This window comes from Caballeronia sp. LZ065 (assembly GCF_031450975.1).
Taxonomy (GTDB): domain Bacteria; phylum Pseudomonadota; class Gammaproteobacteria; order Burkholderiales; family Burkholderiaceae; genus Caballeronia.
Map to the genome: position 1 here is coordinate 243,064 of NZ_JARUXV010000004.1, position 12,780 is coordinate 255,843.

General features: G+C 63.1%; 12 protein-coding genes. 6 read left to right on the forward strand and 6 right to left on the reverse strand.

Going from position 1 to position 12,780, the window contains the following annotated elements; all coding sequences use genetic code 11:
• The first annotated feature begins 14 nt into the window (after positions 1-14).
• Both QCE63_RS27630 and QCE63_RS27635 read left to right on the forward strand, forming a co-directional pair.
• On the forward strand, positions 15-1,655 hold the full coding sequence (locus tag QCE63_RS27630) for a bifunctional aspartate transaminase/aspartate 4-decarboxylase (RefSeq protein WP_309837619.1): 1,641 nt from the start codon (positions 15-17) through the stop codon (positions 1,653-1,655).
• 39 nt (positions 1,656-1,694) lie between these two features.
• Positions 1,695-3,098 (forward strand): glutamate decarboxylase, encoded by a 1,404-nt coding sequence (locus tag QCE63_RS27635; RefSeq protein WP_309837620.1) that lies wholly within the window; start codon positions 1,695-1,697, stop codon positions 3,096-3,098.
• 104 nt (positions 3,099-3,202) lie between these two features.
• Here the strand turns inward: QCE63_RS27635 and QCE63_RS27640 are convergent, their stop codons facing one another.
• Positions 3,203-4,366, reverse strand: a complete 1,164-nt coding sequence (locus QCE63_RS27640) for a porin (protein ID WP_309837622.1) — start codon at positions 4,364-4,366, stop codon at positions 3,203-3,205.
• Between the two features lie 237 nt (positions 4,367-4,603).
• On the opposite strand from QCE63_RS27640, the gene QCE63_RS27645 reads away from it, so the two are divergent.
• Positions 4,604-4,972 (forward strand): nuclear transport factor 2 family protein, encoded by a 369-nt coding sequence (locus tag QCE63_RS27645; protein ID WP_309837623.1) that lies wholly within the window; start codon positions 4,604-4,606, stop codon positions 4,970-4,972.
• A gap of 10 nt (positions 4,973-4,982) precedes the next feature.
• Here QCE63_RS27645 and QCE63_RS27650 read toward each other — a convergent pair whose 3' ends face one another.
• The 4 genes from QCE63_RS27650 to QCE63_RS27665 all read right to left on the reverse strand — a co-directional run bounded on the left by QCE63_RS27650 (position 4,983) and on the right by QCE63_RS27665 (position 7,928).
• Positions 4,983-6,098 (reverse strand): M14 family metallopeptidase, encoded by a 1,116-nt coding sequence (locus QCE63_RS27650; RefSeq protein WP_309837624.1) that lies wholly within the window; start codon positions 6,096-6,098, stop codon positions 4,983-4,985.
• A 210-nt stretch (positions 6,099-6,308) separates the two neighbouring features.
• On the reverse strand, positions 6,309-7,103 hold the full coding sequence (locus QCE63_RS27655; protein WP_309837625.1) for an ABC transporter substrate-binding protein: 795 nt from the start codon (positions 7,101-7,103) through the stop codon (positions 6,309-6,311).
• A 204-nt stretch (positions 7,104-7,307) separates the two neighbouring features.
• Complete coding sequence (locus tag QCE63_RS27660) at positions 7,308-7,595, reverse strand: helix-turn-helix transcriptional regulator (RefSeq protein ID WP_309819528.1); 288 nt, start codon at positions 7,593-7,595, stop codon at positions 7,308-7,310.
• A 3-nt stretch (positions 7,596-7,598) separates the two neighbouring features.
• Positions 7,599-7,928 carry a type II toxin-antitoxin system RelE/ParE family toxin gene (locus QCE63_RS27665; RefSeq protein ID WP_404990196.1) on the reverse strand — a complete coding sequence of 110 codons (330 nt, stop codon included), beginning with the start codon at positions 7,926-7,928 and terminating at the stop codon, positions 7,599-7,601.
• Between the two features lie 194 nt (positions 7,929-8,122).
• Between QCE63_RS27665 and QCE63_RS27670 the strand changes: the two genes are divergently transcribed.
• Positions 8,123-9,019: a ferritin-like domain-containing protein gene (locus QCE63_RS27670; protein ID WP_309837627.1), complete on the forward strand. Its 897-nt coding sequence runs from the start codon at positions 8,123-8,125 to the stop codon at positions 9,017-9,019.
• Positions 9,020-9,023: 4 nt separating this feature from the next.
• Here the strand turns inward: QCE63_RS27670 and QCE63_RS27675 are convergent, their stop codons facing one another.
• Entirely contained in the window at positions 9,024-9,755 is a 732-nt protein-coding gene (locus tag QCE63_RS27675; protein ID WP_309837628.1) for a TetR/AcrR family transcriptional regulator, read from the reverse strand.
• 176 nt (positions 9,756-9,931) lie between these two features.
• Between QCE63_RS27675 and QCE63_RS27680 the strand changes: the two genes are divergently transcribed.
• Positions 9,932-11,113 (forward strand): isovaleryl-CoA dehydrogenase, encoded by a 1,182-nt coding sequence (locus tag QCE63_RS27680; RefSeq protein ID WP_309837629.1) that lies wholly within the window; start codon positions 9,932-9,934, stop codon positions 11,111-11,113.
• Positions 11,114-11,122: 9 nt separating this feature from the next.
• Positions 11,123-12,730, forward strand: a complete 1,608-nt coding sequence (locus QCE63_RS27685) for a carboxyl transferase domain-containing protein (protein ID WP_309837630.1) — start codon at positions 11,123-11,125, stop codon at positions 12,728-12,730.
• The last annotated feature ends 50 nt before the right edge of the window (positions 12,731-12,780 follow it).

Sequence of the window (12,780 nt, forward strand, 5' to 3'; positions counted from 1 at the left end):
TCTGGGGGTGTTGGATGGCCAAGTCTTCAAAGCCGGCTCGCGACGATCGTGCTGCGATGGCAGCGCTCAGCCCGTTCGAACTCAAGGACGAGCTCATCAAGGCCGCGGGCGGCAGCGCGGTCGAGCGGCCCGCAAATCTCGCGATGCTCAACGCGGGCCGCGGTAATCCGAATTTTCTTGCGACCATTCCGCGCCACGGCTTCTGGCAGCTGGGCCTCTTCGCGATGCGGGAGTCGGAGCGTTCGTTCGCCTATATGCCGGAAGGCGTCGGCGGATTTCCAAAGCGGGAAGGCATCGAGGAGCGCTTCGAAATTTTTGCGCGCGAGTTTCATGGAACGCCCGGCATCAGCTTCCTGGCGGGCGCCGTGTCCTACGTTCGAGACCAGCTCGGCTTGAATGCGGCTGATTTCCTGTATGAAATGTGCGAAGGCATTCTCGCCTGCAATTATCCCGTCCCGGATCGCATGCTGACGCTGTCGGAGAGCATCGTCGCGCAGTATCTGCGGCGCGAGATGATCGGCAAGCATCCGTTCGTCGGCGAATTCGACGTCTTCGCGGTGGAAGGCGGTACCGCGGCGATGACCTACATCTTCAACACGATGCGCGAGAATTTCCTCATCAAACCGGGCGACACCATCGCGCTCGGCCGGCCGATCTTCACGCCGTACATCGAAATTCCGCGCCTGAACGACTACAAGCTGAACGTCATCAACTGCGATGCCGACGTGAAGAATCGCTGGCAGTACTCGAAAAGCGAGCTCGACAAGTTGCGCGACAAGAAAGTGAAGGCATTCTTTCTCGTCAATCCGAGCAACCCGCCGTCGGTGAAGATGGATGAGGCAAGCTTGCAGTACATTGCCGAAATCGTGAAGGAACGGCCTGATCTGATTCTCCTCACCGATGATGTCTACGGCACCTTTGCCGACGACTTCGTGTCGCTCTTCGCGCTGTGCCCGAAGAACACCATCCTGGTCTATTCGTACTCGAAGTATTTTGGCGCGACCGGCTGGCGCCTCGGCACCATCGCGACGCATCGTGACAACGTGCTGGACGCGCAGATCGCGGCCTTGCCGAAGGATGCGCGGGCGCTCCTGCACGAACGTTACGAATCGATCACGACCGAGCCCGACAAGCTCAGATTCATCGACCGTCTGGTGGCGGACAGCCGCACCGTTGCGCTGAATCACACGGCGGGCCTATCAACGCCACAGCAGGTGCAGATGGTGCTGTTCTCCCTGTTCTCGCTGATGGACACGCCCGATGCCTACAAGAACGCGCTGAAGCGTCTGATCCGCAGCCGCAAGGCGGCGCTGTATCGCGAGATCGGTGTCGCGCAGGAAGAGGAAGACGCGAACCAGGTCGACTACTACACGATCCTCGATCTCGAATACATGGGTGGGCGCGCGTATGGCAAGGAATTCGTCGACTGGGTGCTCAAGAGCGTGCAGCCATCCGAAATGCTCTTCGAGCTTGCGAAGGAAGCGCGCGTCGTTCTGCTGCCGGGACGCGGCTTCGGGACGCCGCATCCTTCGGGCCGCGTGTCGCTCGCCAATCTCAACGAGAGCGACTACATGCAGATCGGCCGCGCGATTCGCAAGCTGATGGATCGTTACGTCGAGCGCTTCAAAAAGGAAGGCGGCAAAACAGCGAAGTAATCGACATTCTCAATCCCTATTTGCAGAGGATGCAAGGCAATGAATCCCGCAACGACACCGGACGGCACGCCGCCCGAAAAAGTCACGATGTACGACGAATTCAATCTCGAGGTGCCGGAGGACGCTTTTCCGCGACACGGCATTTCGGCGCGCGCCGCGGACGCGCTGGTCTGGAGCGACGAGTGGACCGACACCAATCCAATGCTGAACATGTCGTCGTTCGTTACGACCTTTGCGGAACCCGAGGCGGTGGAAACCGCGCGGCGCAACATGTACAAGAACTACATCGACCATGACATGTATCCGCAACTCTTCGCGATGGAGAGGCGCATGGTCCGCTGGCTGCACGAGCTCTGGAACGGTCCGAAGGACGCGGAGCCCTATGGTGCGGCGACCATTGGCTCGTCCGAGGCGTGCATGCTGGCGGGGCTGGCGCACAAGTGGAACTGGCGGCAGGCGCGCGAGAAGGCAGGCAAGGACGCATCGCGACCGAACATGGTGACCGGCGGCAATGTCCAGATCGTCTGGAAAAAATTCCTGCGCTACTTCGACGTCGAGCCGCGCATCGTGCCGCTCGAGCCGGGCAACTATCGGCTGACGGCGGATCAGCTGGACAAGTACGTCGACGAGAACACCATCGCGGTGGTCGCGATCGCCGGACAGACGTTCACCGGCGAGGACGACGACATCCAGGCGATCCACGACTGGCTCGACGCGTACGAACAGAAGACCGGCATCTCGATTCCGATGCATATCGACGGCGCCTCGGGCGGTTTCGTCAATCCCTTTCTCTATCCGGACTACGCGTGGGATTTCCGTCTCCCGCGCGTGCAGTCGATCAACGCGTCCGGACACAAGTTCGGGCTCACGCCGCCAGGACTCGGCTGGGTGGTGTTCCGGGAGCGCAAGGTTTTCAATGAAGACCTGATCTTCTACGTCAATTATCTTGGCGGTGAAATGCCTACCGCGACCCTCAACTTCAGCCGCAACGCGGCGCCGATCGCGGTGCAGTACTACCAGTTTCTGCGTCTCGGCTTCGATGGCTACAAGCGCATCGTGACGCACACGCTCGCCAATGCGGTCAGGCTGCGCGACGAACTGGTCAGGAGCGGCTACTTCACCATCATGAACGAGACGCAGCGCATTCCTGTCGTCGCCGTCACGCTCGATCCCAAGGTGAAGAAATTCAATGAGTTCGACGTGTCGAACAAGGTGCGCGAGAAAGGCTGGGTGCTGTCGGCGTATTCGATGCCGCCCAACGCCGAGGAAGTGAGGAGCCTGCGCGTGGTGGTGCGTCCACACATCAACCACACCGTCGCGATGTCGCTGGCGCGCGACATTGTCTCTGCTTGCACGTACCTCGACGAGCACGGCGGCACCGCCACCGCTCCGGCACTGCATGCTCACGCCGATCCTCACAAGGTCGCCGTGGCGAAATGTTGAGCCGCGTGAGCGTGTGAGCGTGTGAAACCAAGCGGGCCGCCCGAAGGCGGCCCGCTTGGTTCGACCGACGTCCCTCGACAGGACGTCCGGCGTCGCAGCGATGCTTAGAACTTGTGGCGGATGCCGACGCGGAACGCCAGCTGATCGTTCTCGCCGAGACCCGACGTGCCGAAGTAGCTCGTCGCCGAACCGATCTGCGCCTGCACGTCCGTCGTGCCGTTGCGGCCCGAAGCCTTCTGGTAGATGCCGAGCACGTACACGTCGGTACGCTTCGACAGCGCGTAGTCGACCGACGCGTCGAACTGGTGCCAGTGGCCCTTGGCGTTGTCCGTCAGGTTCATGTACGAGTAGCCGAGGCCAGCCGTCAGCGCCGACGTGAAGGCGTACTTGCCGCCGATGTCGAACGCGTTGAACTTCGAGCTCGCGCCGGTGACCGGTTCGAAGCGCGTGTTGGTCCACAGGCCGAAGATCGTCGCTGCGCCCAGCGCGTAGTTCGCGCCGATGCCGAACGTGCGCAGATCCTTGATGTTGGCTTGCGTGATGTTCGCGATGTTGGTCGAGAACGTCGGCGTGGACGAGCCCGGGTAGTGGATGTCCGTGTAAGCCGCGCCGATGCCGAGCGGGCCCGCCTTGTAGTTCAGGCCGAAGCTGTAGGCGCGCGACGAGCCGGCCGTCGTGCCGACCGTCGGCGAGCCGGCGAAGGCGCCAGCCGCGTTCGAGAAGCCGTACATCGCGCCGAACGTCACGCCGTAGAAGCTGGCGCTGCTGAACTTGACCGAGTTGTTGATGCGGCTCGAGGTCAGCTGGTCGACGTCGTTGATGTGGTAAGCGTAGTTGCCCGCGACGGTCTGGCCGCCGATCGAGTACGCGCCGCCGAGATAGTCGGTCGAGAACGAGTATTGACGGCCGAAGGTCAGCGCACCGACGTCGTTCTTCGAAATACCGACGAATGCCTGACGGCCGAATTCAGCGCCGCCCTGGCCCAGTGCGCCGGTGCCGCTGTTGAAGCCGTTTTCCAACGTGAAGATCTCCTTCAGGCCGCCACCGAGATCTTCGGAGCCCTTCAGGCCCCAACGGCTGCCTTGCGCCACGCCGTCGTCGTACTTGACGAGCGAGTCGCTGCCGCCGGTGCGTGCTGCGTTGTTCGCGTAGCTGATACCGGCGTCGATGATGCCGTACAGCGTGACGCTGCTTTGCGCGTGCGCGGAGGTGGCGGCGAGGGCGGCAAATGCGGCGAGCGCGGCGGTCGCCAAGAGATTCTTCTTCAAAACAAGCTCCGTGAGTTGGTTCGCGGTGGTGGTGACGATGTCGGTCAAATCCGCGTTCTACGACGTGTTCATTGCGACGGGCGCAACTGTAGCGAGCGCTGAAGAAGAAAATGTGACAGGGCTTTCAGCCTGCTTTCGGTGTATCTCAGGTGCAACACCACTGGCGGAATTGTTGCGCTTGTGTATCCGGCCCGCGCGATGCGAAGCTCACGCTTCACTCTTTTGACGAGCGACACCATGGACGAGACGGGAATCCGCGAACTGGAAGCGCGCCTGAAGCAGGCGATGATGAAGTCGGACGTGGAGGCGCTGGACGCGCTGCTCGCCGACGACCTGAGCTTCGTCGATGCCACCGGCAAGGTATGGACGAAGGCCGACGACCTGAACGGGCATCGTTATGGCATGCAGCGCATCGAGAAGCTGGAGACGGAGGACGCGCGGGTGCGCGTGTATGGCACGTTCGCGGTGACGGTGACGCGCGTGGCGATCACGGGCACGTTCGGCGGCGCGCCGTTCGCGGGCAGCCTGCGCTACACGCGAACCTGGGGCGAGATCGACGGGAACTGGCGCGTGGTGGCCGCGCAATGCGGCCTCGCGCCTTTCTAGAAAGCGATGCTCAAGCGGACAGCAGGGACCCGGTCCGATACGCCTTCGCGCCCGCGATGCGCGCCACTTCGAGACCGGCCGTCGCAAAGCGCACGATGTGGCGCGCGTACATGACGCCCGAGGTCGTGCATTTGAGCGTGGTCACGGTGTCGGTGAGCGGATCGATGATGTCGGCGACCGGCGCGCCCGCTTCGATGTACTCGCCCACCGGCGCGCGGAACACCAGGATGCCCGACATCGGCGCGACGATCGGCTCCGCGCCCGCGAGCGGCGTGGCCGGATAGGCGAGCGGCGGCAGCTCGGGCACCGGAGCGTCGATCACGCCGCGCCGGATCAGATAATTGACGATGGCCTGCGCGTCCTTGTCGGCGAGTTCGTAGGACACGTCGTGCTGGCTGCGCAATTCCACCGTCACCGACACGCCGCCGTTCGGAATCGGGAAACGCTCGCCGTATCGTTGACGCAGGTCGGACCAGCAGAAGCTGTGGATCTCGTCGAAGGGATTGCCCACGGAGTTCAGCGCAAGCAGCGACGCGCGGGCATCGAGATAGCGCGCGAGCGGCTCCACTTCTTCCCAGATGTCCGGATTGGTGTAGAGATGCAGCGCGGCGTCGAGGTCGCAGTGCAGGTCGAGCACGACATCGGCGTCGAAGGACAGCTTCTGCAACGCGAGACGCTGCGATTCGAGTTCGGTGTGCGGCGTCTGCTCGTCGAGCGCTTCCTGCATGGCGGCGCGCACGGCCAGCTTGTTGGCCTCCGCGTCCGGGCCGAGACGCGCCTCGATGCGCGGCGCGATCAACGCGGCGAGATCGTGGAAATTGCGGTTGAAGTTGTGGCCGCTGTTGGTTTCGAAACGGCCCATCAGCGTGCCGTGCAGATGCTGCGACAGGCCGATCGGATTCGGCACCGGCACGATCACCACTTCGCCGCGCAGCTTGCCGGCGGCTTCGAATTCGGCCAACTGGCGGCGCAGACGCCACGCGACCAGCATGCCGGGCAGTTCGTCGGCGTGCAGCGAGGACTGGATGTAGATTTTCTGGCCGCCGCCGGGGCCGTAGTGAAAGCTGGTGATGGTGCGGGTCGTGCCGAGGGACGGCGAGATCAGGGAGTGGGTTCGGGTTTGCATAGGGGTCGCGCGCACGCGATTGCGTGCTTCTTGCCTCGGATAGTTGCGGGGCGCCGCGGTGTCTCCTTCCGCTGGCGTCTTACCGGACGTTCGATCTTAGCCGAAATCACTGCGGCGGGCGCCCGGACAGCGGCGTCCACAAGGGATGATGCAAACGAAACGGGCTCCGTGCCTTGCGGCGCGGAGCCCGTTTCGAGGGGGCGGGACGGCTTAGCTGCCGTACACGTTGAAGTCGAAGTACTTCTTCTCGATCTTCTTGTAGGTGCCGTCCTTGATGATGTCGGCGATGGCCTTGTCGATCTTCGCCTTCAGGTCCGTGTCGTCCTTGCGCAGACCGATGCCGGCGCCGTTGCCGAGCGTCTTCGGATCGTCGAGGTCCTTGCCCGCGAAGTCATAACCGGCGCCGCGCGGCGTCTTCAGGAAGCCGATCTCGGCCTGCACGGCGTCTTGCAGCGCGGCGTCGAGGCGGCCCGACGTCAGATCAGCATAGACCTGATCCTGGTTCTGGTACGGCGTGACCGTCACGCCCTTCGGCGCCCAGTAGGTCTTCGCGTAGGTTTCCTGGATGGTGCCCTGTTCCACGCCGACGTTCTTGCCCTTCAGGCTTTCGGCCGTCGGCATGATGTTGCTGCCTTTCTTCGCGACCAGACGCGTGGGCGTGTTGAACAGCTTGCTCGAGAAGGCGATCTGCTCGGCGCGTTGCGGGGTCATCGACATCGACGAGAGCACGCCGTCGAACTTCTTCGCCTTGAGGGCGGGGATCATGCCGTCGAAGTCATTCTCGACCCACACGCATTTCGCCTTGAGGCGCGAGCAGATCTCGTTGCCGAGATCGATATCGAAACCAACCAGCTTGCCGTCGGAACCCTTGGATTCGAACGGGGGATAGCTGGCGTCGACACCGAAGCGGATCGTCGAATAGTCCTTCGCCTGCGCGGCGGTGACGGCGGTGAGCGACGTGGCGGCGAGAAGGGACATCGTCAGTGCCGCGAGCAGTTTCTTCACTGTTGTAACTCCAGAAGGTGGTCGGTTCTACCCGGAAGGTCTCGTTTCCGGGCGACCGGCGCGTGGTTGGGGCGCCGGATCAGGTGCATTCCGCGGATCGTGTCCGCTCAGAATCGGCAGAAGGTTACCAAGCCAAAAATGTTGGGGAGCTAGTGAAAGCCCCGATAGCGGGTCTTTGAAGCCTTACGGTCTGAGGAAGGTGCTTCATGCGGCCTTCAACTCGATGTGCGGATGCAAGCCGACGCGCACGGCCAGTGCCAGCAGCATGTCGAGGCTGAACTTATCCCACTTGCTTCGGTTCAGGTCGGAAACACGCGGCTGGGTGATGCCGAGCGCCTGAGCAGCCTGTGCCTGGGTCCAGCCACGGGCTTCGATCACCTGACGCAGCGAAGCCATCAGGTCGGCGCGGAGACTGAGCAGCAGAGCCTCTTCCTCGGGAAAGCCGAGGTCGGCGAAGACGTTTCCGCTTGAATCTACAATGGGTTCGTTCATGATTCAGCCTCCAATCAGGCGATAGCGGCGAGCCGCCAGTTCGATATCTTCGCGTCGCGTCTTTTGAGTTTTCTTCTGGAACGCGTGCAGCACATAGACGGCGTCGCTCAGCTTCGCGACATAAAGCACCCGCCATTCTCCTTCGAGGTGGACGCGGATTTCATAAACCCCTGCGCCGACCGACGGCATGGGTTTGAAATCATCCGGCATCAGGCCACGCTGCACGGCGTCCAGCTGAAATCCGGTGTGGCGGCGCGCTTCTATAGGAAATTTGCGCAGATCCTCCAGGGTCGTACCGACAAAGCGTAAGGTTTTTATCGCGACAATATACAAGTATATGTATATTTTCGGCGGTTAAGCAATGTCAAATTTGGTGACGTCTGTGCGTTGACCTGCTCCGTTTGGCATGACGCGCTATGGCGTAGTGGCGGGGCTTGTCGACTAGTGGCTTCGCGTGCCCACTGCATGTTTGCGTTCCGTATGCCAGACTCCGCAGGACGTACCCGGGCCGCGACCAATCTTCGAATATGTCCGACACGCTCAACCCAGTCGAAGCGGATCATGCTATGCGTCACTGGACCTACCGGTCCACGGGGACAATTCCGATCGGTTCAGACCTGCACAAGCGCATGTTCTGCGAGATGCTCCTGACGACGCACAACCCGTACAAGCCCGCCGTCATCGACTGGCCGCCTCTCGACCCCGGCGCCCTGAAGCGCGTGACTTCGCTGCCGATCTGGGACATCGCGGTGCAGACGGAAGGACGCGCATCGATTCGCGTCGCCACCTACGCCGCCACGGTCGCGGACGCGCATCTGCGCGAGGCCCTGCGCATGAACGGCGGCGAGGAGGCGCGTCACAAGCTGGTGCTGTCGAAACTGGTGGAGGCGTATGGCATCGCACTCGCGCCGGAACCGCCGTATCCCGCCCCCGCCGATCCGTTACGCGCCTGGATGCTGACCGGCTACAGCGAATGCATCGACAGTTTCTTCGCGTTCGGGCTGTTCGAGGCGGCGCGGCAATCGGGCTACTTTCCCGAAGCGCTGGTCGAGACCTTCGAGCCGGTGATTCAGGAAGAAGCGCGTCACATCTTGTTTTTCGCCAACTGGGTGGCGTGGTACCGGCGCAGCCTGCCGTGCTATCGCAGGCCGTGGTTCCTGGCGAAGACCGCGAGTGTGTGGATTTCGCTGATCCGCGACCGCATTTCCCTCGCGCGCGGCTTCGACACGAGCGGCGCCGCGCAGGACGCGAACTTCCCGGCGAATGTCGGCGATTCGGTGGCGGGCGATGTCTCGGTGCGCGCGCTGATCGAAACGTGCCTGAAGGAGAACGACCGTCGCATGGGCGGTTACGACGCGCGGCTTCTGCGCCCCGTCACCGTGCCGAAGCTCGCGCGCCTCGCGCTGCGCTTCATCCGCAAATAAAGCTTCATTTTTCCTGCTTCGGCTTCGCTGCAGCATCGAAGCGCCGCGAGGCTTCCTCGACTTCCTGCCGGAAGCGCACCAGCGCGGCCACCTGCGCGTCCGGCGGTTGCAGCGCCGCCCACAAGACTTCCACGAGCTCGTTCGCTGTCGTCTCGATCTGAGTCTGACTCAAGCGCCGCTTCGCGAGCGTGGCATCCCACAGAACGTGCTCCATCGGACCGAACACGAGCGAGCGCAATAGCCGCAGCGGCACGTCGTTGCGCACGTGGCCGAGCGCCTGGCCATGCGCGAGCACGTCCATCAGCGGGGCGGTATAGCGGCGTTGCAGTTCCGTGAGCGCGTCCGACAGATCGTGCTGCTTGGTGCGCCCCTCCGACAGTACCAGCGAGCAGAGCCCGGTGCCGTTCATCAGCATGAGCCGCATGTGCGTCCGGACGATGAACGCAAACTGCTGATGCACCGTGCCGTCGCGCGGCAAGCCGGATTCGAAGGCATCGATGATCTCGTCGTACCAGTCCGCGATCACGCGCGCGCACAAATCCCGCTTGCCGCTGAAATAGCTGAAGACCGTGGCTTCGGAAATGCCTGCGCGCTGCGCGATCTCCGCGCTGGTCGCGGCGTCATAACCCTTCTCGGCGAAGACTTCGCGGCCGGCCTGAAGAATCTCCTTCACGCGCTGCTGCGACTTGACGCCGGCGGGCGCGCGGCGGCCGGAAGCGGTGGTATGCGTCGACATGATCGGAATGCAGCCCTGGAAATGTCTCGAATGAATGTGAGCGTAGCTCAAAAACATGTTGACGGCCAGCCAATTTGAGCGTGAAATTGCCCAATCCAGCGGTTTCCGTCGTAGTGTGAGCCAGACTCATAACACGGCACCCGCCGAAAACATCCGTATTCACGAGGAGACGCTTCATGAGCAACCTGCCCGGTCTGAATTTCGCGTTGGGCGAAGACATCGACATGCTGCGCGATTCGCTCGCCCATTTCGCGGCGAAGGAAATCGCCCCGCGCGCCGGCGAGATCGACCATTCGGATCAGTTTCCGATGGACCTGTGGAAGAAATTCGGCGACCTGGGCGTGCTCGGCATGACGGTGTCAGAGGAATACGGCGGCGCGAACATGGGCTACGTCGCGCACATGGTGGCGATGGAGGAAATCTCGCGGGCGTCGGCGTCGGTCGGCTTGTCGTATGGCGCGCATTCGAATCTGTGCGTGAACCAGATTCATCGCAACGGCACCGAGGCGCAGAAGCAGAAGTACCTGCCGAAGCTCGTCTCCGGCGAGCATATCGGCGCACTCGCGATGAGCGAGCCAAACGCGGGCTCGGACGTCGTCAGCATGAAGCTGCGGGCTGAAGAAAAGGGCGACCACTACGTGCTCAACGGCACCAAGATGTGGATCACCAATGGCCCCGACTGCGACACGCTGGTTGTCTACACGAAGACCGACATCGAAGCAGGCGCGCGCGGCATTACGGCGTTCATCGTCGAGAAGGGCATGAAGGGCTTCTCGGTCGCGCAGAAACTCGACAAGCTGGGCATGCGCGGCTCGCACACCGGCGAACTCGTGTTCGAGAACGTGGAAGTGCCGAAGGAGAACATCCTCGGGCAGTTGAACGGCGGCACCAAGGTGCTGATGAGCGGCCTTGACTACGAACGCGCCGTGCTCGCGGGCGGACCGACCGGCATCATGCTCGCGTGCATGGACGCAGTGGTGCCGTATATCCACGACCGCAAGCAGTTCGGCCAGGCCATCGGCGAATTCCAGCTGATCCAGGGCAAGGTCGCCGACATGTATTCGACGCTGCAAGCGTGCCGCGCCTATCTCTACGCGGTCGGCCGCCAGCTCGACACGCTCGGCGCCGGTCACGTGCGCCAGGTGCGCAAGGACTGCGCGGGCGTGATCCTCTACACCGCCGAAAAAGCCACGTGGATGGCCGGCGAAGCCATCCAGGTCCTCGGCGGCAACGGCTACATCAACGAGTATCCGGTGGGCCGTCTGTGGCGCGACGCCAAGCTCTATGAAATCGGCGCGGGCACGAGCGAGATCCGCCGCATGCTGATCGGCCGCGAACTGTTTGCCGAGACGGCTTGAGGGCGCGACATGACGATCATCGAATCGAAGCTGAATCCGCGCGGCGAGGAGTTCCGCGCCAATGTGCAGGCGCTCGACGCGCTCGTCGCCGATCTCAAGCAGAAGGTCGCGAAACTCGCGGAAGGCGGCGGGCAGGCCGCGCGCGACCGCCACGTGTCGCGCAACAAGCTGCTGCCGCGCGACCGCATCGCGCAGTTGCTCGATCCGGGTACGCCGTTCCTGGAGCTGTCGCAACTGGCCGCGTATGGCATGTACAACGACGAAGCGCCGGGCGCGGGCATCATCACGGGCATCGGGCGTATCGCGGGGCAGGAATGCGTGATCGTGTGCAACGACGCCACCGTGAAGGGCGGCACCTACTATCCGGTCACGGTGAAGAAGCATTTGCGCGCACAGGAGATCGCCGAGCAAAACCGGCTGCCGTGCGTGTATCTGGTCGATTCAGGCGGCGCGAACCTGCCGAATCAGGACGACGTGTTTCCCGACCGCGATCACTTCGGCCGCATCTTCTACAACCAGGCGAACCTGTCCGCGCAAGGCATTGCGCAGATCGCGGTGGTCATGGGTTCGTGCACCGCGGGCGGCGCCTACGTGCCCGCGATGTCCGATGAATCGATCATCGTCAAGAACCAGGGCACGATTTTCCTGGGCGGCCCGCCGCTCGTGAAGGCCGCGACCGGCGAAGAAGTGAGCGCCGAGGATCTCGGCGGCGGCGACGTCCACACGCGTCTGTCGGGCGTCGTGGACCATCTCGCGCAGAACGACGCGCACGCGCTCGGCATTGCGCGCAGCATCGTCGGCAATCTGAATCGCGTGAAGACGCCCACGCTGGCGCTGAAGGAACCCCTTCCGCCGCGCTACGACCCACAGAGCGTCTATGGCGTCATCCCCGCCGATACCCGCAAGCCCTTCGACGTGCGCGAAGTGATCGCGCGCATCGTCGATGACTCCGCCTTCGACGAATTCAAGGCCCGCTACGGCACCACGCTCGTCTGCGGCTTCGCGCATGTGTGGGGGCATCCGGTCGGCATCGTCGCGAACAACGGCATTCTGTTCAGCGAGTCGGCGCTGAAGGGCGCGCATTTCATCGAACTGTGCGCGCAGCGCAAGATTCCGCTCGTGTTCCTGCAGAACATCACCGGCTTCATGGTCGGGCGCAAGTACGAGAACGAAGGCATCGCGCGCAACGGCGCGAAGATGGTGACGGCCGTCGCCACGGCGAAGGTACCGAAGTTCACGATCATCATCGGCGGCTCGTTCGGCGCGGGCAACTACGGCATGTGCGGCCGCGCGTATTCGCCGCGCTTCCTGTGGATGTGGCCGAACGCGCGCATCTCGGTGATGGGCGGCGAGCAGGCGGCGTCGGTCCTCGCCACGGTGCGGCGCGACGGCATCGAGAAGAAGGGCGGCGCATGGTCGAAGGAAGAAGAAGAAGCGTTCAAGGCGCCGATCCGCGATCAATACGAAGCCCAGGGCCATCCGTACTATGCGAGCGCGCGCCTGTGGGACGACGGCGTGATCGATCCCGCGCAGACGCGCGACGTGCTGGGCCTCGGGTTGGCCGCGACGCTGAACGCGCCCATCGAAGACACGCGCTTCGGCGTATTCCGGATGTGACGACAGGAGTTGGCGCTTTAGCGCCTTACTCCTGTCCTCTGCAGAGCAAA

Bases quoted from the DNA above. Each gene is read 5' to 3' on its own strand.
- QCE63_RS27630 (WP_309837619.1), top strand. From the start codon at position 15: ATGGCCAAGTCTTCAAAGCCGGCTCGCGACGATCGTGCTGCGATGGCA.
- QCE63_RS27635 (WP_309837620.1), top strand. From the start codon at position 1,695: ATGAATCCCGCAACGACACCGGACGGCACGCCGCCCGAAAAAGTCACG.
- QCE63_RS27645 (WP_309837623.1), top strand. From the start codon at position 4,604: ATGGACGAGACGGGAATCCGCGAACTGGAAGCGCGCCTGAAGCAGGCG.
- QCE63_RS27650 (WP_309837624.1), bottom strand. From the start codon at position 6,098: ATGCAAACCCGAACCCACTCCCTGATCTCGCCGTCCCTCGGCACGACC.
- QCE63_RS27660 (WP_309819528.1), bottom strand. From the start codon at position 7,595: ATGAACGAACCCATTGTAGATTCAAGCGGAAACGTCTTCGCCGACCTC.
- QCE63_RS27670 (WP_309837627.1), top strand. From the start codon at position 8,123: ATGTCCGACACGCTCAACCCAGTCGAAGCGGATCATGCTATGCGTCAC.
- QCE63_RS27675 (WP_309837628.1), bottom strand. From the start codon at position 9,755: ATGTCGACGCATACCACCGCTTCCGGCCGCCGCGCGCCCGCCGGCGTC.
- QCE63_RS27680 (WP_309837629.1), top strand. From the start codon at position 9,932: ATGAGCAACCTGCCCGGTCTGAATTTCGCGTTGGGCGAAGACATCGAC.
- QCE63_RS27685 (WP_309837630.1), top strand. From the start codon at position 11,123: ATGACGATCATCGAATCGAAGCTGAATCCGCGCGGCGAGGAGTTCCGC.